The organism is Citrobacter sp. Cpo148 (genome assembly GCF_030332375.1).
In the GTDB taxonomy this organism is placed as follows: domain Bacteria; phylum Pseudomonadota; class Gammaproteobacteria; order Enterobacterales; family Enterobacteriaceae; genus Citrobacter; species Citrobacter portucalensis.
This window is the reverse complement of record NZ_JAOWHY010000044.1, coordinates 140,316-161,665: the sequence shown is the minus strand read 5'-3', so window position 1 is coordinate 161,665 and position 21,350 is coordinate 140,316. Positions and strand designations below refer to the sequence as shown.

The following is a 21,350-nucleotide window of genomic DNA, read 5'->3' as shown; positions in this document are numbered from 1 at the left end:
GGTTCTTTAAGGTAAGGAGGTGATCCAACCGCAGGTTCCCCTACGGTTACCTTGTTACGACTTCACCCCAGTCATGAATCACAAAGTGGTAAGCGCCCTCCCGAAGGTTAAGCTACCTACTTCTTTTGCAACCCACTCCCATGGTGTGACGGGCGGTGTGTACAAGGCCCGGGAACGTATTCACCGTGGCATTCTGATCCACGATTACTAGCGATTCCGACTTCATGGAGTCGAGTTGCAGACTCCAATCCGGACTACGACATACTTTATGAGGTCCGCTTGCTCTCGCGAGGTCGCTTCTCTTTGTATATGCCATTGTAGCACGTGTGTAGCCCTACTCGTAAGGGCCATGATGACTTGACGTCATCCCCACCTTCCTCCAGTTTATCACTGGCAGTCTCCTTTGAGTTCCCGGCCTAACCGCTGGCAACAAAGGATAAGGGTTGCGCTCGTTGCGGGACTTAACCCAACATTTCACAACACGAGCTGACGACAGCCATGCAGCACCTGTCTCAGAGTTCCCGAAGGCACCAAAGCATCTCTGCTAAGTTCTCTGGATGTCAAGAGTAGGTAAGGTTCTTCGCGTTGCATCGAATTAAACCACATGCTCCACCGCTTGTGCGGGCCCCCGTCAATTCATTTGAGTTTTAACCTTGCGGCCGTACTCCCCAGGCGGTCGACTTAACGCGTTAGCTCCGGAAGCCACGCCTCAAGGGCACAACCTCCAAGTCGACATCGTTTACGGCGTGGACTACCAGGGTATCTAATCCTGTTTGCTCCCCACGCTTTCGCACCTGAGCGTCAGTCTTTGTCCAGGGGGCCGCCTTCGCCACCGGTATTCCTCCAGATCTCTACGCATTTCACCGCTACACCTGGAATTCTACCCCCCTCTACAAGACTCTAGCCTGCCAGTTTCGGATGCAGTTCCCAGGTTGAGCCCGGGGATTTCACATCCGACTTGACAGACCGCCTGCGTGCGCTTTACGCCCAGTAATTCCGATTAACGCTTGCACCCTCCGTATTACCGCGGCTGCTGGCACGGAGTTAGCCGGTGCTTCTTCTGCGAGTAACGTCAATCGCTGCGGTTATTAACCACAACGCCTTCCTCCTCGCTGAAAGTACTTTACAACCCGAAGGCCTTCTTCATACACGCGGCATGGCTGCATCAGGCTTGCGCCCATTGTGCAATATTCCCCACTGCTGCCTCCCGTAGGAGTCTGGACCGTGTCTCAGTTCCAGTGTGGCTGGTCATCCTCTCAGACCAGCTAGGGATCGTCGCCTAGGTGAGCCGTTACCCCACCTACTAGCTAATCCCATCTGGGCACATCCGATGGCAAGAGGCCCGAAGGTCCCCCTCTTTGGTCTTGCGACGTTATGCGGTATTAGCTACCGTTTCCAGTAGTTATCCCCCTCCATCGGGCAGTTTCCCAGACATTACTCACCCGTCCGCCACTCGTCACCCAAGGAGCAAGCTCCTCTGTGCTACCGTTCGACTTGCATGTGTTAGGCCTGCCGCCAGCGTTCAATCTGAGCCATGATCAAACTCTTCAATTTAAAAGTTTGATGCTCAATGAATTAAACTTCGTAATGAATTACGTGTTCACTCGTTGAGACTTGGTATTCATTTTTCGTCTTGCGACGTTAAGAATCCGTATCTTCGAGTGCCCACACAGATTGTCTGATAAATTGTTAAAGAGCAGTTGCGACGCGCTTTAGCGCTCTGTCGCGAGGTCCCGTATATTACGTTTTCCTCATTCAGAGTCAAGCATTTATTTTTGCTTTTCTCTACGAGATTCTCAGGAGAACCCCGCTGACCCGGCGGCTTGTAATCCGTTGTTCCGTGTCAGTGGAGGCGCATTATAGGGAGTTATTTCAGGCTGACAAGTTAAAAATATAAAAAACTTATCAAGCGATTACTTTTCAATCAACACATCCATTTCTGCCTGGATTTTAAACAAAAACGAGCCCCGCAGGGCCCGTTTATTGTTGTTTTGTGACTTACTGCACTGCCACTATGCGATCGTCATTCACTTCCAAACGAATCGTTTTGCCTGGAATCAGTTCACCAGACAGAATTTGCTGCGCCAGCGGGTTTTCGATCTGCTGCTGGATAGCACGTTTCAATGGACGCGCGCCATACACCGGATCGTAACCATTCGCGCTCAGCAGTTTAAGCGCCTCGTCAGAAATATGTATTTCATAGCCACGCTCTTCCAGACGTTTGTACAGACGCTGCAACTGGATCTGAGCAATAGAAGCAATGTGCTGCTCACCCAGCGGATGGAATACGACAACCTCATCTATACGGTTGATGAATTCCGGGCGGAAGTTATGGCTCACGACGCCCAGCACCATATCTTTCATGTGACCGTAATCCAACTCACCGAAGCGTTCCTGGATCAGATCGGACCCCAGGTTCGAGGTCATGATGACAACCGTATTACGGAAGTCGACCGTTCTCCCCTGTCCGTCAGTCAAACGACCATCGTCAAGCACCTGCAGCAGAATGTTGAACACATCCGGGTGTGCTTTCTCCACTTCATCCAACAAGATGACAGAGTACGGACGACGACGTACTGCTTCCGTCAGGTAACCCCCCTCTTCATAACCGACATATCCCGGAGGTGCCCCGACCAGACGAGACACCGAGTGTTTCTCCATAAACTCGGACATATCGATACGCACCATTGCATCGTCACTGTCGAACATAAAGTTTGCCAGCGCTTTGCACAGTTCGGTTTTACCGACACCGGTTGGACCAAGGAACAGGAATGAACCAATCGGACGATTCGGATCGGACAAGCCCGCTCGGCTACGACGGATGGCATTAGAAACGGCTTCCACCGCTTCGTTCTGACCAATCACGCGGCTGTGCAGCTCCTGCTCCATACGCAACAGTTTTTCTCGTTCGCCTTCCAGCATGCGAGCAACTGGGATCCCGGTCCAGCGCGCCAGTACCTCAGCAATTTCCGCATCCGTAACTTTATTACGCAGCAGACGCATGGTTTTGCCTTCAGACTGGGTGGCTGCTTCCAGCTGTTTTTCCAGTTCAGGAATTTTGCCGTACTGCAGTTCAGACATCCGCGCCAGGTCGCCAACGCGGCGCGCCTGTTCGATGGCGATTTTTGCCTGCTCCAGCTCAGCCTTGATAGTTTGCGTTCCCGAGAGGGAAGCTTTTTCAGCTTTCCACTCTTCCTCTAACTCAGAATACTGGCGTTCTTTGTCGTCCAGCTCTTCGTTGAGCATATCGAGACGTTTTTTACTTGCCTCATCAGACTCTTTCATTAATGCCTGCTGTTCCAGTTTGAGCTGGATAATACGGCGGTCGAGTCTGTCGAGTTCCTCCGGCTTGGAGTCAATCTGCATACGAATGCTGGATGCCGCTTCGTCAATAAGGTCGATAGCTTTATCCGGCAACTGACGATCGGCAATATAGCGATGAGACAGCGTAGCAGCCGCAACAATCGCCGGGTCAGTAATCTGCACATGATGGTGCAGTTCATAACGTTCTTTCAGGCCACGCAAGATTGCGATGGTGTCTTCCACTGAAGGTTCAGCTACAAACACTTTCTGGAAACGACGTTCCAGCGCCGCATCTTTTTCGATGTACTGGCGATACTCATCAAGCGTTGTTGCGCCTACGCAGTGCAGTTCCCCGCGAGCCAGTGCTGGTTTCAGCATGTTCCCGGCGTCCATTGCGCCATCGGCTTTACCCGCCCCAACCATGGTATGCAATTCGTCGATAAACAGAATGACGTTGCCTTCCTGTTTCGAGAGATCGTTCAGCACACCTTTTAAACGTTCTTCGAACTCACCACGATATTTGGCCCCAGCCACCAGCGCGCCCATATCCAGCGCCAGTACACGACGGCCTTTTAAGCCTTCCGGCACTTCACCATTGATGATGCGTTGGGCCAGCCCTTCAACGATGGCGGTTTTACCGACACCGGGTTCACCGATTAACACCGGGTTATTTTTAGTACGACGTTGCAGCACCTGAATGGTACGGCGAATTTCTTCATCACGGCCGATGACCGGATCGAGTTTGCCCTGTTCGGCACGTTCGGTCAGATCGACGGTATATTTTTTCAAGGCCTGACGTTGGTCTTCAGCCCCCTGGTCATTCACGCTTTCACCTCCACGCATTTGTTCAATTGCCTGAGTGATATTGGCGGTCGTCGCGCCTGCTGATTTTAATAAGTCGGTCAGCGTACCGCGTGACTCAAGCGCCGCCAGAACGAACAGTTCTGACGAAATAAAGTTGTCCCCACGTTTTTGCGCCAGCTTGTCGCAAAGATTCAGTACACGCACCAGTTCCTGAGAAGGCTGCACATCGCCACCGGTACCTTCTACCTGTGGCAAACGGCTCAACGCCTGGTCAATGGCTGTACGTAACTGGCCAGCATTAATGCCAGCAGACGTTAATAAAGGACGTACCGATCCCCCTTCCTGATTCAGCAAGGCGCTCATTAGATGAAGTGGTTCGATGAATTGATTGTCGTGCCCCAATGCGAGTGACTGGGCATCGGCAAGAGCAAGCTGGAATTTATTAGTAAGACGATCCAGACGCATAACTCCTCCCATAACAGGTCAAAATTGCTACTGGAGATTAAATGAGGTCATCCCTCAATTATTCAAGGTGAATGACCTGAATTATGTGAAAAGAAAATTACACGTACCGGATCGTCTTGATTCTTTAGGTTATATCAGCCAAATAAAACTTGCCATACGACCCGTGGTATTGTCGCGACGATAAGAGAAGAACGTCTCACTTTCGCTGAAGGTGCAACGGTCGCCGCCGTGGATGTTCTCGACTCCGACACTGGAAAGACGCTGGCGCGCAAGCTGGTAGATATCCGCCAGATACTTGTCGCCACGCGGTACAAATGCGAGGTCCGCTTGCGGATCTTTCGTCATGAACGCCTCGCGGACTTCTGGTCCAACTTCAAACGCGTTTGGACCTATCGCCGGGCCTAGCCAGGCAATAATGTTTTCAGGTTTGTCGGCAAAACACGCCACCGTTTCTTCCAGCACGCCGGCGCATAATCCGCGCCAACCCGCATGGGCCGCAGCAACTTCCGTTCCGGCACGATTGCAAAACAACACCGGCAAACAATCAGCGGTCATCACCGCACACACGGTGCCCGGCGTGTTGCTGTACGACGCATCTGCGCGTTTGCAGGCGTAAGGCTCGCCGGTCAGTTTCAGGACATCCTTACCGTGGACCTGCTCCAGCCAGACTGGCTTTGACGGCAGATTGCCCGCAGCAAACAGTCGTTTGCGGTTCTCTTCAACATGCTCCGGGTTATCGCCGCAATGGGCGCCCAGATTCAGCGAATCGTAAGGCGGCATACTGACTCCGCCAATACGGGTAGAACTACACGCCGCGACACCTTGCGGTATCGGCCACTGCGGGACAATTAGCTTACTCATAGCCAGGCAATATCATCCTTATGTTCTTCGAAATCAGCGCGCATCACTTCAATCAACTGCACCATATCTTGTGGGATCGGCGCATGCCATTCCATTTCGATACCGGAAATCGGGTGATACAAACGCAGCATGGTCGCGTGCAGCGCTTGACGGTCGAACTTACGCAGTACGGAGATAAATTCGTCAGAAGCGCCTTTCGGTGGACGTGGACGACCGCCGTAAACCTGATCGCCCACCAGCGGATGAGTGATATGTGCCATGTGCACGCGGATCTGGTGCGTACGTCCGGTTTCCAGACGCAACCGCAGACGCGTGTGCACACGGAAGTGTTCCATAATGCGATAGTGCGTTACCGCCGGTTTCCCCATTGGGTGTACCGCCATGTGCGTACGCTTGGTCGGGTGACGGCTAATCGGTTCCTCAACGGTTCCGCCAGCAGTCATGTGACCAATTGCCACGGCTTCGTACTCACGGGTAATTTCGCGCAGCTGCAACGACTCCACTAAACGTGTTTGCGCCGGAACCGTTTTTGCCACCACCATTAATCCGGTCGTGTCTTTATCCAGACGGTGCACGATACCTGCACGAGGAACATCCGCGATTGGCGGGTAGTAATGCAGTAACGCATTCAATACCGTACCATCGGGATTCCCGGCGCCCGGATGCACTACAAGGTCACGGGGTTTGTTGATGACAAGAATGTCGTCATCTTCATAAACGATATCCAGTGGGATATCCTGAGGTTCAAAACGAACCTCTTCATCAATTTCTGCATTGATGGAGACACGCTCTCCACCCAGCACTTTTTCTTTCGGTTTATCGCAAAGTTGGTCATTTACCAGTACGCGCTGGTCGAGGATCCATTCTTTTATGCGCGATCGCGAATAATCAGGGAACAATTCGGCCAAAGCCTGATCTAAGCGTTGACCGAGCTGATTTTCGGAGACTGTTGCGGTGAGTTCTACTCGTTGTGCCATAAACTGCTTCTTCGTTTAACGTTGGGTTTTACGGCTTTGCCGTTTAATATAGTGTGCTATTGTAGCTGGTCTTAACCGGGAGCAGGAACAGAGAATCTCCCGTATTACATTTTGAGGAAAGTCAAAACGTCATGACGCGCATGAAATATCTGGTGGCAGCAGCCACGTTGAGCCTGTTTTTGGCGGGTTGCTCTGGTTCAAAGGAAGAGGTGCCCGATAATCCGCCAAATGAAATCTACGCGACTGCTCAGCAAAAGCTGCAGGACGGTAACTGGAAACAGGCAATAACGCAATTGGAAGCGTTGGATAACCGTTATCCATTTGGACCGTATTCTCAGCAGGTGCAATTAGATCTCATCTACGCCTACTACAAAAACGCCGATCTGCCACTTGCTCAGGCTGCCATCGATCGTTTTATCCGTCTTAACCCGACACACCCTAACATTGATTATGTCATGTATATGCGTGGCCTGACCAATATGGCGTTGGATGATAGCGCACTGCAAGGATTCTTTGGTGTTGATCGTAGCGATCGCGATCCGCAACATGCCCGAGCTGCGTTTAATGACTTTTCCAAACTGGTGCGTGGGTATCCGAATAGCCAGTACACCACTGACGCCACCAAACGTCTGGTGTTCCTGAAAGACCGCCTGGCGAAGTATGAATACTCCGTTGCAGAATACTACACTGCCCGCGGCGCATGGGTTGCCGTGGTAAACCGTGTGGAAGGCATGCTGCGCGACTACCCGGATACCCAGGCAACACGTAATGCCCTGCCGTTGATGGAAAACGCTTATCGCCAGATGCAGATGAATGCGCAGGCTGAAAAAGTCGCGAAAATCATTGCCGCCAACAGCAGCAATACCTGATTTGCCTCAGAATGCAAAACGGCAGCCCAAGGGCTGCCGTTTTTTTATCCGTTAACGCCACAACTGAAGCGGTTTAGCTCCAACGCATCCCATCAAATATGGCCTGCTTTCAGGTATTCCTCAAGTAAAAAATCGCCTGTTCCTGCGGTGCCTCACAAAAAGGTTTTCTTGACAAAAAGCGACAAAATAATGTGATTTAGATCACACATTTTGACATTAGGAACGGTATGCTGGAATCACCAAGACGGGAAAGACAAGAGGTAAAATTTATGACAATGAACATTACCAGTAAACAAATGGAAATTACTCCGGCAATTCGCCAGCATGTCGCAGACCGTCTCGCCAAACTAGAAAAATGGCAAACTCATCTGATTAATCCACATATCATTCTGTCTAAGGAGCCACAGGGTTTCATTGCTGATGCCACCATCAATACACCGAACGGACATCTGGTCGCCAGCGCAAAACACGAGGATATGTACACCGCAATTAACGATTTGATCAACAAGCTGGAACGGCAGCTCAATAAAGTGCAGCACAAAGGCGAAGCCCGTCGTGCAACAACTTCAGTCAAAGACGCCAACTTCGTCGAAGCAGAAGAAGAGTAGTCCCTTACATTGAGTGTATCGCCAACGCGCCTTCGGGCGCGTTTTTTGTTGACAGGGTGAAAACAGTACGGGTACTTTACTGACGTAGCCAAAGGAAAATTACATGAAACTTGTCCCGTTCTTCTTCGCATTCTTTTTTACCTTCCCCTGAATGGGAGGCGTTTCGTCGTGTGATAAAGAATGCGAAGACGAACAATAAGGCCTCCCCACACGGGAGGCCTTTTTTATTGATAACAAGAAAGGCAACACTATGACATCGGAAAACCCATTGCTGGCGCTGCGCGATAAGATCAGCACGCTGGATGAAAAATTACTGGCCCTGCTGGCTGAGCGACGTGGACTGGCCGTAGAAGTTGGTAAAGCCAAACTGCTTTCGCATCGTCCGGTTCGTGATATCGATCGTGAACGTGACCTTTTGGACCGACTCATTCAGCTTGGCAAAACACATCATCTTGATGCTCACTACATTACTCGCCTGTTCCAGCTCATAATCGAAGATTCCGTCCTGACTCAACAGGCTCTGCTCCAGCAGCACCTGAACAAAATTAACCCACACTCCGCGCGCGTGGCCTTCCTTGGGCCAAAAGGGTCATATTCCCATCTCGCCGCACGTCAGTACGCCGCTCGCCATTTTGAACAATTTATTGAAAGCGGCTGCGCAAAATTTGCCGATATCTTTAATCAGGTCGAAACCGGACAGGCTGACTATGCTGTGGTACCGATTGAAAACACCAGCTCAGGTGGGATTAACGACGTTTACGACCTGCTGCAGCACACCAGCCTGTCTATCGTTGGCGAGATGACCATTACGATAGACCACTGTGTACTGGTGTCTGGCACGACGGATCTTGAGACCATTGAAACGGTATATAGCCATCCGCAGCCGTTCCAGCAGTGCAGCAAGTTCCTGAATCGCTACCCGCACTGGAAGATTGAGTACACTGAAAGCACCTCTGCGGCGATGGAAAAAGTTGCGCAGGCTAACTCACCGCGCGTGGCGGCCCTGGGGAGCGAAGCCGGAGGCGTACTGTATGGATTGCAGGTTCTCGAGCATATTGAGGCTAACCAGTCGCAAAACATCACCCGCTTCGTGGTGTTGGCACGCAAAGCAATCAATGTTTCCGATCAGGTTCCGGCAAAAACAACCCTGTTGATGGCGACGGGGCAACAAGCCGGTGCGCTGGTTGAGGCGCTGCTGGTGCTGCGTAACCATAATCTGATTATGACTAAACTGGAGTCACGCCCGATTCACGGCAATCCGTGGGAAGAGATGTTTTATCTTGATATCCAGGCCAACCTGGAATCGCCCCAGATGCAAAAAGCATTGAAAGAGCTGGGTGAGATTACGCGTTCGATGAAAGTACTGGGATGCTATCCAAGTGAGAACGTGGTGCCAGTCGATCCGAGCTAACGTTTGGCAATGCCGGATGGCGCTACGCTTATCCGGCCTACGGTTCATACGATTTTTGAAGGCCGGATAAGGCGAAGCCGCCATCCGGCATCTTAATTAAGGACGGCTGTCATTCGCCTGACGTAACAAAGTACGGCTTTCACTCTGGAAGCGTTTCGCATAATCGCCAAACCAGTGCTCCACCTTACGGAAGCTGTCAATAAACGCTTGCTTATCTCCCTGCTCCAGCAAACCGATCGCCTCGCCAAAACGTTGGTAGTAGCGTTTAATCAGCGCAAGGTTGCTCTCAGACGACATAATAATATCGGCATAGAGCTGCGGATCCTGGGCAAACAGACGGCCAACCATCGCCAGTTCAAGGCGGTAAATCGGCGAAGAGAGCGCCAGCAGCTGCTCCAGTTGAACGTTCTCTTCCGCTAAATGCAGACCGTAAGCAAAGGTCGCAAAGTGACGCAGTGCCTGAATAAACGCCATGTTCTGGTCATGTTCAACGGCGCTGATCCGATGCAGTCGCGCACCCCATACCTGAATCTGTTCCAGAAACCACTGATAAGCTTCCGGCTGACGTCCGTCACACCAAACGACGACCTGCTTGGCCAGACTGCCGCTATCCGGACCAAACATTGGGTGTAACCCCACCACCGGGCCATCATGTGCAGCCAGCATCGCCTGTAAAGGACCATTTTTCACCGAAGCCAGATCCACCAGGATGCAGTCAGACGGCAGACGCGGTAGTTTGGCGATCACCTGCTCGGTGACGTGGATCGGCACGCTGACGATCACCATGCCGGCATCAGAGACGATCTCCGGCGCGCGATCCCAGTCCTGCTGTTCCAGGATCCGCACCTGGTAACCTGACAGGGTGAGCATTTTTTCGAACAGACGCCCCATCTGACCGCCGCCGCCGACAATCACCACCGGCCGCAGAGAAGGACAAAGCGTTTTAAACCCTTTGTCGTTCTCACTGGAGTAGGACTCACGCATAACGCGGCGTAGCACATCTTCAATCAGGTCCGGCGGCACGCCAAGGGCTTCCGCTTCCGCGCGACGAGAGGCCAGCATAGAGGCTTCCCGCTCCGGCACGTAGATCGGCAGCCCAAAGCGGCTTTTTACTTCACCTACTTCGGCAACCAGCTCCAGGCGGCGTGCCAGTAAATCCAGCAACGCCTTGTCGACTTCATCAATTTGATCGCGTAATGCGGTCAATTCAGCAACCATAACCAACCTCTTATGCTACACGCGCCGACAGCTGGCCGTTTAAATCCTGGCTAATTTCACGCAGCAGCGCATCCGTCATTTCCCAGCTAATGCAGGCGTCAGTTACGGATACGCCGTATTTCATTTCGCTGCGCGGCTGTTCGGAAGACTGGTTGCCTTCGTGAATATTACTTTCAATCATCAAGCCAATGATCGAGCGATTGCCATCTTTGATTTGTGCAATCACGGATTCAGCCACGGCAGGCTGACGGCGGTAATCTTTATTGGAATTACCATGACTGCAATCTACCATCAGAGAAGGTCGTAGTCCCGCCTGCTCCATCTCTTTTTCGCACTGGGCGACATCTGCCGGGCTGTAGTTCGGCGCTTTACCCCCGCGCAAGATCACGTGACCGTCCGGATTCCCCTGTGTTTGCAGCAGTGCAACCTGCCCGGCCTGGTTAATACCGACAAAGCGGTGCGACTGCGCAGCCGCACGCATGGCGTTAATGGCGGTCGCCAGGCTACCGTCGGTACCATTCTTAAAGCCAACCGGCATCGAAAGACCGGAAGCCATTTCACGGTGGGTCTGCGATTCCGTAGTACGGGCACCGATTGCGGACCAGCTAAACAGATCGCCCAGGTATTGCGGGCTATTTGGATCCAGCGCTTCAGTTGCCAGCGGCAGTCCCATATTTACCAGTTCAAGCAGCAGCTGACGCGCAATTTTCAGACCTGCTTCAACATCAAAAGAGCCATCCATATGAGGATCGTTAATTAACCCTTTCCAGCCGACAGTGGTACGGGGTTTTTCAAAATAGACGCGCATCACCAGGTAGAGGCTATCGCTGACCTCTGCGGCAAGGGCTTTAAATCGACGAGCATACTCAATAGCCATTTCAGGATCGTGAATGGAGCATGGGCCACATACGACCAGCAGGCGCGGATCGCGACCGGAGATAATATCTGAGATGGTTTTACGCGACTGGGCGATTTGCGCCTCTTGCTCATGGCTCAGCGGAAATTCAGCTTTCAGCTGCTCCGGAGTCATCAGAACCTGTTCGTCGGTAATATGTACGTTGTTCAGCGCGTCTTTTTGCATGATGGTGATCCTGTTTAGCTCGTTTGCGATAGTTGATCCTCAGCGAGGAGGAAATAACGATATCACAACAGGTAAAGATTTCAATCCACAATCCGTAAATTTTAATTTACATGATGTTATTTCAAGGCAAAAACAGCCCTTGCAAATGTACATTTAAATTTACATCACCGAATTTTCAGATCCACTATGCTTAAAAAAACGAAGGAGCACAGGCAATGAAGCAACTCATCAGCATCTTGTTTCTATTACTTCTGAGCGGATGTCAGATAGACCCCTACACCCATGCCCCTACCTGGACTGGTACCGACTGGTACGACGCCGGGATACAAGATGCCATTTCGGGTTATGCCGTTAAAGATAATGAAACGCTTGCCGACAACTACAATGACCCCGACGTCGATCGTACGGAATACCTTAAGGGTTACGCCGAGGGACAACGTAAAACCTGCCAGCAGGATTTTGTTTATGCCAGAGGCCTGACCGGGAAAACTTTTCCGCCCAGTTGCGATACTGTCGAAAATGTTGACCAGTTACACAGCGCCTGGCAGCAAGGGGCAAACGAGGGTGCTGCCTCGATAAGGTTAAATTAAACAATGGTTTATATTTTATAAACCATTAAGATTTAACTTAAATCACCAATAGCATTATTCCAGGAATAATGACGGCTTAGGAAAATAATGTTATTTTGTTGCAAACAATCTTGAATGTATTTCGACGTTTTACAGCAAACGCTGGTAGGTAACTATTCATGAGCTATTCTTACCGACTCATACTTCTACTGGCACTGCTCCTGACCGGATTACCGCTGTATGCCCAAAGCGTTACGGAAGAAGCAAAATCGGTACGCGCTATGGTTTCCGGCATCGTCAGTTATACACGCTGGCCTGCACTTTCCGGGCCCCCAAAACTGTGTATTTTCTCTTCATCGCGTTTTTCCAGTGTCCTGAAAGATACCAGTGCAGGCGCATTACCCTATCTTCCCGTCATCATCCGTACGGAACAAGAAATATTAGTTTCGCAGTGTGACGGTTTTTATTTTGGAAAAGAATCCCCTACTTATCAGGTGGAATTAAAGAATAAATATCCGACTAAGGCATTGTTATTAATTGCTGAACAGAACCCTGAATGCGTTATTGGCAGCGCCTTTTGCCTCATAATTAAAGACGAAGATGTGAGATTTTCCGTAAATATGGATTCCCTTTCACGCAGCGGCGTAAGGGTCAGTCCAGACGTATTGATGCTTGCACGGAATAATAAGCATGGATAAGGGCCATTCTCCCATAGCACGCCCGACGTTTAAGCGAACATTACGGCGTATCAGCATAATCAGCGTTCTGGTAACCATGATGCTGATCTGGCTGCTGCTCAGCATTTCTTCCGTGCTGGCATTAAGACAGTATGCGCAAAAGAATCTGGATCTGACTGCCGCTACCATGACCCGTACGCTCGAAGCTGCATTAGTCTTTTCTGATAGTGTTGCAGCAACTGAAACGCTGGCGGCACTGGGTCAGCAGGGGCAATTTTCCGTTGCAGAAGTTCGTAATAAAAACCAGAAGGTGATCGCCACCTGGCGCTATAACGCGCAGGATACCACTGAAAAGATCAGCGGGATGATCAGCCACTGGCTGTTCCCACAACCGGTCACTCAGCCGATTTTGCATAATGGCAACGTCATCGGTGAAGTACGATTGACTGCGCGCGATAGCGTTATCAGTCATTTCATCTATTTGTCGTTGGCCGTTCTTACCGGGTGCATTCTGTTGGCATCCGGAATTGCATTAATGCTCACTCGCTATTTACACAATGGCGTTGTGGATGCACTGCAAAACATTACCGAGGTGGTACATGATGTTCGTACCAACCGTAACTTTTCACGGCGCGTATCAGAGGAACGCATTGAAGAGTTTCATCTCTTTGCCCTGGACTTTAATAGTCTGCTGGACGAGATGGAGGAGTGGCAACTTAAACTGCAGGCAAAAAACGCTCAGCTTTTGCGTACTGCACTACATGATCCTCTGACGGGTCTGGCAAATCGCGCCGCATTTCGCAGCAGCATAAATGCCCTAATGAATGATGATGCCGCCCACAGCAGCTCGGCATTGTTATTCCTTGATGGCGACAATTTTAAATTTATTAATGATACCTGGGGCCACGCAGCGGGGGATCGGGTCCTGATTGAAGTCGCAAAAAGGTTATCCGAGTTTGGGGGGAGTCGCCATTACCCATACAGACTTGGCGGCGATGAGTTCGCCATGGTGCTGTACAGCGTTCATTCTGAATATGAGGTTCAGCGGATCTGCGCGGCACTGTCACAAGAGTTTAACCGACCTTTTGACCTGCATAATGGTCATTTGGCAAGCATGACGCTCAGCATTGGGTTTGCGCTGACGTGGGAACATGCCTCTGCCGAAAAATTACAAGAACTTGCCGATCAAAATATGTATCAGGCTAAACATTTGCGTTCTGAACGCATTATTAAAAAATAAGGAATTACACACATGCTAAAACGTTTATTATCCCCGTTTCTTCTGCTTTTACTGATTCTGGCTGGCTGTCAGGCACCTCAGGGAAAATTTACCCCAGAGCAAATTGCAGCCATGAAATCATACGGATTTACTGAAGCATCAGGAGACTGGTCTCTCGGCCTGTCTGACACCATCCTGTTTGACAAAAATGACTATAAACTCCGTCCTGAAAGTGAAAAACAGATCAAGGAAATGGCATCCAAACTGGCAGCTACCGGGCTAAATCATGCTCGCCTGGATGGTCATACTGATAACTACGGTGAAGACAGCTATAACGAAGCTCTGTCACTCAAACGCGCTAATGTCGTTGCCGATGCCTGGGCGCAGGGCGCTAATATTCCCCGCAGCAACCTGACGACTCAGGGACTCGGGAAGAAATATCCCATTGCCAGCAACCAGACATCAAAAGGTCGCGCTGAAAACCGCCGCGTGGCGGTCGTGATCACGACACCATAATCGTCCCCCAACTGGCTGCGCACCGCGCAGTCCTTCCATTGCCATAAAGAACAAAAGAGTAAACGTCGGGATAAAAAAAAGGGCCAGCCTTTCGGCCAGCCCTTTTCTAACAGGATGTCGCTTGCGCGAATCTTAGTTAAGACGCTCTTTGATACGAGCAGACTTACCAGTGCGCTCACGCAGGTAGTACAGTTTAGCTTTACGAACAGCACCACGACGTTTAACAGCAATGCTGTCAACTACCGGAGAGTGAGTCTGGAAGACACGCTCAACGCCTTCGCCGTTGGAAATTTTACGAACAGTGAATGCAGAGTGCAGACCGCGGTTACGAATAGCGATAACCACGCCCTCGAATGCCTGCAGACGTTTTTTGGAACCTTCAACAACCCATACTTTCACTTCCACGGTATCACCCGGACGGAAGGAAGGTACGTCCTGCTTCATCTGTTCTTGTTCAAGTTGCTTAATAATGTTGCTCATAATTTAATCTCTTATCCTGGGTAAACTGATATTGGGGGCTTACGCCTGCCCATCATGTTTATGTTGCTGTTGTGCGTGTTCCTTTTTGAACTCCGCCAGCAACCTTGCTTGCTCTTCAGTCAGAGCCAGGTTTTCCAGAAGTTCAGGTCTTCTAAGCCAGGTCCGGCCCAGCGACTGTTTCAAACGCCAGCGACGTATCTCAGCGTGGTTCCCCGACAGTAACACTGCCGGTACTTCCATCTGCTCTAACACTTCAGGTCGGGTATAGTGCGGGCAATCCAGCAACCCATCAGCAAAAGAATCTTCGATTGCCGAAGCTTCATGACCCAGAACTCCCGGAATAAACCGGGAAACGGAGTCGATCAGCGTCATTGCCGGTAACTCACCACCGCTGAGTACGTAATCGCCGATTGACCATTCTTCGTCAATTTCGGTTTGAATCACGCGCTCATCTATTCCTTCATAGCGACCACATACCAGAATCAGCTTTTGATTCGTGGCCAGTTCGCTAACGCCCGCTTGATCAAGCTTGCGTCCCTGAGGTGACAGATAAATCACCTTTGCGCCTTCACCAGCCGCAGCTTTTGCTGCATGAATGGCGTCCCGTAAAGGTTGCACCATCATTAACATCCCCGGTCCGCCGCCGTAAGGACGATCGTCCACGGTACGGTGCCGGTCATGAGTAAAGTCACGAGGACTCCAACTCTGGATGTTCAGCAGGCCATTTTTTACTGCCCGGCCAGTTACCCCGTAATCGGTAATTGCGCGGAACATTTCTGGAAACAGGCTAACGATACCTATAAACACAAGCCAATCCCCATAACGCCGACTTTTACCGTTTATCCGGTGGTTTAAAAACCAGGATCCCAATCTACTTCGATAGTACGAGTAGCGAGATCGACTTTCTTGATAACCTGCCCATCGAGGAACGGCACAAGACGTTCCTTGATACCAAACGCATCTTTCAGGTTTGCCTTGATGACGATGACGTCATTCGAACCGGTTTCCATCATATCGACGACTTTACCGAGATCGTAGCCTTCAGTAGTCACTACCTGACAGCCCATAAGGTCTTTCCAGTAGTAGGAACCATCTTCCAGCGCTGGCAACTGCGAGGAATCCACGACAATTTCGCAATTAGTCAGTAGATTCGCCGAATCACGATCGTCAACGCCTTTCAGCTTGATGATCAGATCCTGATTGTGGTGCTTCCAGCTTTCCAGCTGTACTTGCTGCCACTGACCCGCCTTCTGGATAAACCAGGGCTGATAGTCAAAAATGCTTTCGGCGTCTTCAGTGGAAGAAAACACTCTGAGCCAACCACGGATACCGTAAGAAGACCCCATTTTCCCCAAAACGATGGGTTCCACAGGAGCCTGTGCGGCGAGTTGCTTGCTCATCATGACCACCGTGACAGATTAAGCTGCTTTGTTTGCTGCTTTGATCAGCGTAGCTACGCGATCAGAAATAGTCGCACCCTGGCCAACCCAGTGAGCGATGCGATCCAGATCCAGGCGAGTGCCTTCTTCTTTTTCGCTAGCGATTGGGTTAAAGAAGCCAACGCGCTCGATGAAGCGACCGTTGCGTGCATTACGGCTGTCGGTAACAACAACCTGGTAGAACGGACGCTTTTTAGCGCCGTGACGAGCTAAACGAATAGTAACCATAACATCCTCTTGTGTGAATAAAACACCCAGGCCCCATCGAGGAACGGAGCCCGGGTGTCATATTAAAAGCCCGAAAATTTTACTGATTTCTGGGGAAAATGCAATCAGCAGTTGATAACTCTGCTATAAAAGGCCGCTGGCGGTGCCGTCAGTTCGGTGCCGGCGTGCGCGCAGCCACCGGAGCGTACACGCAGTACGTGAGGATGGCGAGCACACCCCGGTGCCGAAATGGCAAACAAGCCAGGCCGATTAGCGGCCTGGGAATCCTGGGGGCATCATCCCCTTCATACCACGCATCATCTTCGCCATTCCGCCCTTCTTCATTTTCTTCATCATGCGCTGCATGTCGTCGAACTGTTTCAGAAGGCGGTTTACGTCCTGTACCTGCATACCGCAACCGGCAGCGATACGGCGTTTACGGGAACCTTTGATAATTTCCGGCTTAGCGCGTTCTTTCATCGTCATCGAGTTGATGATGGCTTCCATACGCACCAGCACTTTATCGTCCATCTGCGATTTCACATTGTCAGGGATCTGACCCATGCCCGGCAGCTTGCCCATCAGGCTTGCCATACCGCCCATGTTTTTCATCTGGTTAAGCTGTTCAAGGAAATCGTTGAGATCGAAGCCATCGCCTTTTTTCAGCTTGCTGGCTAATTTTTCTGCCTGTGCGCGGTCAACCTTGCTTTCGATATCTTCGATCAGCGACAGCACGTCGCCCATGCCGAGAATGCGCGAAGCAATCCTGTCCGGATGGAACGGCTCCAGTGCTTCGGTTTTCTCGCCGACGCCGAGGAATTTAATCGGCTTACCGGTAATATGACGAATAGAGAGCGCCGCACCGCCACGGGCATCACCATCAACTTTTGTCAGCACTACGCCGGTTAACGGCAGCGCTTCGTTAAAGGCTTTTGCGGTATTCGCGGCATCTTGACCGGTCATGGCGTCGACCACAAACAGCGTTTCTACCGGCTTGATAGAAGCGTGGACCTGTTTGATTTCGTCCATCATCGCTTCGTCAACGTGCAGACGACCGGCGGTATCCACCAGCAGCACGTCGTAGAATTTGAGTTTGGCTTCTTTCAGCGCGGCGTTAACGATATCGACCGGCTTCTGGCCGACATCCGACGGGAAGAAATCGACACCGACCTGCTCGGCCAGCGTTTCCAGCTGTTTGATCGCCGCCGGGCGATAAACGTCCGCGGAGACCACCAGCACTTTCTTCTTGTGCTTCTCGCGCAGGAATTTACCCAACTTACCGACGCTGGTCGTTTTACCCGCACCCTGCAGGCCCGCCATCAGCACCACGGCTGGCGGCTGTGCAGCCAGATTCAGGGTCTGGTTTTCTTCGCCCATTGCCGCAACCAGTTCGTTACGGACAATCTTGACGAACTCCTGACCCGGCGTCAGGCTTTTGTTAACTTCATGACCAACCGCTTTCTCTTTTACGCGATTGATAAACTCACGCACTACCGGCAGCGCTACGTCAGCCTCCAGCAGCGCCATGCGCACTTCGCGCAGCGTCTCTTTAACGTTGTCTTCAGTAAGGCGTCCACGGCCACTGATATTGCGCAGCGTGCGCGACAAACGATCGGTTAAATTATCAAACATTGTCTCTCGCCTGGGGTGGAAACGGTCGGTCGCGACAGCGACACATCAACAGAAATTTGTCGCAGTATAACATGAAGCCGCCTTTGTTGTTATGCAACGGTTGGAGCAGCGGTCACGTAACGCTATACTGCTTTTCTTTATCACTGGCCAACTGTCGACACCTATATGCCCGTTTTTGCTCTGCTCGCCCTTGTCGCCTACTCAGTCAGCCTCGCGCTGATTATTCCCGCTCTGCTGCAAAAAAACAGCGGCTGGCGGCGTATGGCTATTCTCTCTGCGGTCGTTGCGCTGGTAAGCCATGCTATCGCCCTGGAAGCGCGTATCCTACCCGGCGGTGAAAGCGGACAAAACCTGAGCCTGTTGAACGTCGGCTCGCTGGTAAGCCTGATGATCTGTACGGTAATGACCATCGTCGCGTCCCGCAATCGTGGCTGGCTATTGCTGCCCATTGTCTACGCCTTTGCGCTGATAAACCTGGCCTTCGCCACATTTATGCCTAACGAGTTCATCACTCATCTCGAAGCTACGCCAGGCATGATGATTCACATCGGGCTATCACTGTTCGCTTACGCCACGCTGATTATCGCCGCGCTCTACGCGCTACAGTTGGCATGGATCGATTACCAACTGAAAAACAAGAAACTGGCCTTCAGCAATGAGATGCCGCCACTGATGAGTATTGAGCGGAAGATGTTTCATATCACCCAAATTGGCGTGGTTCTGCTGACGCTCACCCTGTGCACTGGCCTGTTTTACATGCATAACCTGTTCAGTACCGAGAACATTGATAAAGCCGTTCTCTCTATCGTGGCATGGTTTGTCTATATCGTTCTGTTGTGGGGACATTACCATGAAGGTTGGCGCGGACGTCGCGTCGTATGGTTTAACGTCGCAGGCGCTGGCATTCTGACGCTGGCCTATTTCGGCAGCCGTATCCTGCAGCAGTTCGTGAGTTAAATCTTTAAGGAACCCTACGTGGAACACATCTCCACCACCACGCTCATTATCACGCTCCTCATCATGGTGGTCATTTCCGCCTATTTTTCCGGTTCTGAAACCGGAATGATGACCCTGAATCGCTACCGCCTACGCCATCGGGCCAAACAGGGAAATCGCCAGGCAAAACGCGTTGAAAAGTTACTTCGCAAGCCGGATCGCCTGATAAGCCTGGTGCTCATCGGTAATAATCTGGTGAACATTCTGGCCTCCGCACTCGGCACCATTGTCGGTATGCGCCTGTATGGCGATGCTGGCGTCGCCATTGCCACCGGGGTACTGACGTTTGTGGTGCTGGTTTTTGCCGAAGTGCTACCAAAGACGATTGCCGCGCTATATCCGGAAAAAGTTGCCTATCCGAGCAGCGTCCTGCTGGCTCCGCTGCAGATTCTGATGATGCCGTTAGTATGGCTACTCAACACCATTACGCGGCTTCTGATGCGCATGATGGGCATCAAAACGGATATCGTAGTGAGCGGTTCGCTGAGTAAAGATGAACTGCGAACGCTGGTGAATGAATCGCGCTCGCAAATCTCACGCCGTAACCAGGATATGCTGCTGTCAGTGCTGGATCTGGAAAAAGTCAGCGTCGATGACATCATGATCCCGCGTAATGAAATCATCGGCATTGATATTAACGATGACTGGAAATCAATCGTGCGTCAGCTTTCGCACTCCCCGCACGGTCGTATTGTGCTGTATCGCGACTCGCTCGACGATGCCATCAGTATGCTGCGCGTACGTGAAGCCTGGCGATTGATGGCCGAGAAAAAAGAGTTCACCAAAGAGACCATGTTACGCGCCGCCGACGAAATTTATTACGTTCCGGAAGGCACACCACTCAGCACCCAGCTCATTAAATTTCAGCGCAATAAGAAGAAAGTGGGCCTGGTCGTTAATGAATATGGCGATATTCAAGGACTGGTTACGGTCGAGGATATTCTGGAAGAGATTGTTGGTGACTTCACGACCTCAATGTCACCGACGCTTGCCGAAGAAGTCACGCCGCAGAATGACGGTTCGGTGATCATTGACGGTAGCGCCAACGTTCGTGAAATCAATAAGGCGTTTAACTGGCACCTGCCGGAAGATGACGCTCGTACCGTGAACGGTATTATTCTTGAAGCGCTGGAAGAGATCCCGGTTGCTGGCACACGTGTGCGTATTGGGCAGTACGATATCGATATTCTCGACGTGCAGGATAATATGATTAAACAGGTGCAGGTGTTGCCCGTCAAACCGCTGCGGGAAAGCGTATCGGACCAGTGAGAGTAATCCAGACCGGGTAGCGCATCAGCATTACCCGGTCTGAGGCTGATTAGCCTTTGGCTTTCGCCACAGAGACCATCGCCGCACGGATGGTACGTCCGTTCAGGGTATAGCCTTTCTGCATAACCATCAGCACATTACCGGCAGCAACGTCGTCAGACTCTACCATTGCAATCGCCTGGTGCACGTTCGGGTCCATCGGCACGTCGATATCTGCAACCACCTGTACGCCAAACTTCGCCACGACATCCAGCATTGACTTACGGGTCAGCTCAATACCTTCGACCATAGCCGCCATAGCGTCATTGCCTTTGTCCGCAACTTCCAGCGCACGGTCCAGGCTATCCAGCACCGGCAGCAGTTCGTTGACGAATTTTTCCAGTGCAAACTTATGCGCTTTTTCTACGTCCAGTTCGGTACGACGACGCAGGTTTTCCATTTCCGCTTTGATACGCAACACGCTGTCGCGCTCGCGCGTTTCGGCTTCAGCAAGCTGAGCTTCCAGATTCGCAATTTTTTCATCGCGCGGATCCACCTGCTCAGCAGAAGCGTCTGGTTCAACCGCCTCAACTTCTTCGTGCTGATCCATGATAATTTCTTCCGGGGCTTGCCCCTCAGGCGTTTTCTGTTCTTTACTACTCATGAATTTCTCCGCGTTTTTTTCGCATTCATCTCGCTAACTTGGCTTATTATGGGGATCAGATTCAGGGATTCAAGGGAAGTACTCACATTGTCACTAATCTTCGTTA

At 51.3% G+C, this 21,350-nt stretch carries 21 protein-coding genes, 1 rRNA gene and 1 other annotated feature; of the genes, 10 read left to right on the top strand and 12 right to left on the bottom strand.

Translation table 11 applies throughout. From position 1 onward, the window contains the following. Nucleotides 1-12 precede the first annotated feature (12 nt). The 4 genes from OGY10_RS14840 to rluD form a co-directional block, all read right to left on the bottom strand. Nucleotides 13-1,554 (bottom strand): 16S ribosomal RNA (locus tag OGY10_RS14840). Between the two features lie 444 nt (nucleotides 1,555-1,998). Continuing rightward, nucleotides 1,999-4,572: an ATP-dependent chaperone ClpB gene (clpB, locus tag OGY10_RS14835; protein ID WP_020996274.1), complete on the bottom strand. Its 2,574-nt coding sequence runs from the start codon at nucleotides 4,570-4,572 to the stop codon at nucleotides 1,999-2,001. Between the two features lie 129 nt (nucleotides 4,573-4,701). Beyond that, nucleotides 4,702-5,433: a purine nucleoside phosphorylase YfiH gene (yfiH, locus tag OGY10_RS14830; protein ID WP_008785512.1), complete on the bottom strand. Its 732-nt coding sequence runs from the start codon at nucleotides 5,431-5,433 to the stop codon at nucleotides 4,702-4,704. Beyond that, nucleotides 5,430-6,410, bottom strand: a complete 981-nt coding sequence (rluD, locus tag OGY10_RS14825; RefSeq protein ID WP_003826464.1) for a 23S rRNA pseudouridine(1911/1915/1917) synthase RluD — start codon at nucleotides 6,408-6,410, stop codon at nucleotides 5,430-5,432. Before rluD ends, yfiH begins: the two co-directional genes overlap by 4 nt. Nucleotides 6,411-6,541: 131 nt before the next feature. On the opposite strand from rluD, the gene bamD reads away from it, so the two are divergent. The 4 genes from bamD (at nucleotide 6,542) to pheA (ending at nucleotide 9,298) form a co-directional block, all read left to right on the top strand. Continuing rightward, nucleotides 6,542-7,279: an outer membrane protein assembly factor BamD gene (gene bamD, locus OGY10_RS14820; RefSeq protein ID WP_003826460.1), complete on the top strand. Its 738-nt coding sequence runs from the start codon at nucleotides 6,542-6,544 to the stop codon at nucleotides 7,277-7,279. A 269-nt stretch (nucleotides 7,280-7,548) separates the two neighbouring features. Continuing rightward, nucleotides 7,549-7,887: a ribosome-associated translation inhibitor RaiA gene (gene raiA / locus OGY10_RS14815; protein WP_003031244.1), complete on the top strand. Its 339-nt coding sequence runs from the start codon at nucleotides 7,549-7,551 to the stop codon at nucleotides 7,885-7,887. A 102-nt stretch (nucleotides 7,888-7,989) separates the two neighbouring features. After that, nucleotides 7,990-8,115: a sequence feature (Phe leader region), on the top strand. Next, nucleotides 7,991-8,038 carry a pheA operon leader peptide PheL gene (pheL, locus tag OGY10_RS14810; RefSeq protein WP_100250063.1) on the top strand — a complete coding sequence of 16 codons (48 nt, stop codon included), beginning with the start codon at nucleotides 7,991-7,993 and terminating at the stop codon, nucleotides 8,036-8,038. Its footprint overlaps the feature before it by 48 nt. Before the next feature lie 22 nt (nucleotides 8,116-8,137). Then, nucleotides 8,138-9,298 (top strand): bifunctional chorismate mutase/prephenate dehydratase, encoded by a 1,161-nt coding sequence (gene pheA / locus OGY10_RS14805; RefSeq protein WP_048236504.1) that lies wholly within the window; start codon nucleotides 8,138-8,140, stop codon nucleotides 9,296-9,298. 96 nt (nucleotides 9,299-9,394) lie between these two features. Here the strand turns inward: pheA and tyrA are convergent, their stop codons facing one another. Both tyrA and aroF read right to left on the bottom strand, forming a co-directional pair. Further along, the gene (gene tyrA / locus OGY10_RS14800) at nucleotides 9,395-10,516 is read right to left on the bottom strand and encodes a bifunctional chorismate mutase/prephenate dehydrogenase (RefSeq protein WP_003826456.1); all 1,122 of its coding nucleotides are present in this window, start codon (nucleotides 10,514-10,516) and stop codon (nucleotides 9,395-9,397) included. A gap of 10 nt (nucleotides 10,517-10,526) precedes the next feature. Continuing rightward, nucleotides 10,527-11,597: a 3-deoxy-7-phosphoheptulonate synthase AroF gene (aroF, locus tag OGY10_RS14795; protein ID WP_008785515.1), complete on the bottom strand. Its 1,071-nt coding sequence runs from the start codon at nucleotides 11,595-11,597 to the stop codon at nucleotides 10,527-10,529. Between the two features lie 215 nt (nucleotides 11,598-11,812). On the opposite strand from aroF, the gene OGY10_RS14790 reads away from it, so the two are divergent. The 4 genes from OGY10_RS14790 to OGY10_RS14775 all read left to right on the top strand — a co-directional run bounded on the left by OGY10_RS14790 (nucleotide 11,813) and on the right by OGY10_RS14775 (nucleotide 14,578). Beyond that, a complete protein-coding gene (locus OGY10_RS14790; protein WP_008785516.1) occupies nucleotides 11,813-12,187 on the top strand; it encodes a DUF2799 domain-containing protein in 375 nt (124 codons plus the stop codon). Nucleotides 12,188-12,345: 158 nt separating this feature from the next. Next, nucleotides 12,346-12,864 carry a regulatory sequestration protein YfiR gene (yfiR, locus tag OGY10_RS14785; protein WP_003826451.1) on the top strand — a complete coding sequence of 173 codons (519 nt, stop codon included), beginning with the start codon at nucleotides 12,346-12,348 and terminating at the stop codon, nucleotides 12,862-12,864. Continuing rightward, the gene (dgcN, locus tag OGY10_RS14780) at nucleotides 12,857-14,083 is read left to right on the top strand and encodes a diguanylate cyclase DgcN/YfiN (protein WP_003826449.1); all 1,227 of its coding nucleotides are present in this window, start codon (nucleotides 12,857-12,859) and stop codon (nucleotides 14,081-14,083) included. Before yfiR ends, dgcN begins: the two co-directional genes overlap by 8 nt. A gap of 12 nt (nucleotides 14,084-14,095) precedes the next feature. Next, entirely contained in the window at nucleotides 14,096-14,578 is a 483-nt protein-coding gene (locus OGY10_RS14775) for an OmpA family protein (RefSeq protein WP_032944605.1), read from the top strand. A gap of 132 nt (nucleotides 14,579-14,710) precedes the next feature. On the opposite strand, the gene rplS is transcribed toward OGY10_RS14775, so the two are convergent. The 5 genes from rplS to ffh form a co-directional block, all read right to left on the bottom strand. Beyond that, complete coding sequence (gene rplS / locus OGY10_RS14770) at nucleotides 14,711-15,058, bottom strand: 50S ribosomal protein L19 (protein ID WP_002914145.1); 348 nt, start codon at nucleotides 15,056-15,058, stop codon at nucleotides 14,711-14,713. A 39-nt stretch (nucleotides 15,059-15,097) separates the two neighbouring features. Next, complete coding sequence (gene trmD, locus OGY10_RS14765; protein WP_003031232.1) at nucleotides 15,098-15,865, bottom strand: tRNA (guanosine(37)-N1)-methyltransferase TrmD; 768 nt, start codon at nucleotides 15,863-15,865, stop codon at nucleotides 15,098-15,100. A gap of 44 nt (nucleotides 15,866-15,909) precedes the next feature. Further along, a complete protein-coding gene (rimM, locus tag OGY10_RS14760) occupies nucleotides 15,910-16,458 on the bottom strand; it encodes a ribosome maturation factor RimM (RefSeq protein ID WP_003031230.1) in 549 nt (182 codons plus the stop codon). 18 nt (nucleotides 16,459-16,476) lie between these two features. Continuing rightward, nucleotides 16,477-16,725: a 30S ribosomal protein S16 gene (gene rpsP / locus OGY10_RS14755; RefSeq protein ID WP_003031228.1), complete on the bottom strand. Its 249-nt coding sequence runs from the start codon at nucleotides 16,723-16,725 to the stop codon at nucleotides 16,477-16,479. Nucleotides 16,726-16,974: 249 nt separating this feature from the next. Beyond that, a complete protein-coding gene (gene ffh, locus OGY10_RS14750; protein WP_003031226.1) occupies nucleotides 16,975-18,336 on the bottom strand; it encodes a signal recognition particle protein in 1,362 nt (453 codons plus the stop codon). A gap of 165 nt (nucleotides 18,337-18,501) precedes the next feature. Here ffh and OGY10_RS14745 point away from each other — a divergent pair, with 165 nt between their 5' ends. Both OGY10_RS14745 and OGY10_RS14740 read left to right on the top strand, forming a co-directional pair. Then, nucleotides 18,502-19,293: a cytochrome C assembly family protein gene (locus OGY10_RS14745; RefSeq protein WP_003031224.1), complete on the top strand. Its 792-nt coding sequence runs from the start codon at nucleotides 18,502-18,504 to the stop codon at nucleotides 19,291-19,293. A gap of 18 nt (nucleotides 19,294-19,311) precedes the next feature. Further along, the gene (locus OGY10_RS14740; RefSeq protein WP_008785520.1) at nucleotides 19,312-20,601 is read left to right on the top strand and encodes an HlyC/CorC family transporter; all 1,290 of its coding nucleotides are present in this window, start codon (nucleotides 19,312-19,314) and stop codon (nucleotides 20,599-20,601) included. A 49-nt stretch (nucleotides 20,602-20,650) separates the two neighbouring features. On the opposite strand, the gene grpE is transcribed toward OGY10_RS14740, so the two are convergent. Further along, nucleotides 20,651-21,244 carry a nucleotide exchange factor GrpE gene (grpE, locus tag OGY10_RS14735; protein WP_008785521.1) on the bottom strand — a complete coding sequence of 198 codons (594 nt, stop codon included), beginning with the start codon at nucleotides 21,242-21,244 and terminating at the stop codon, nucleotides 20,651-20,653. Nucleotides 21,245-21,350: the final 106 nt, after the last annotated feature.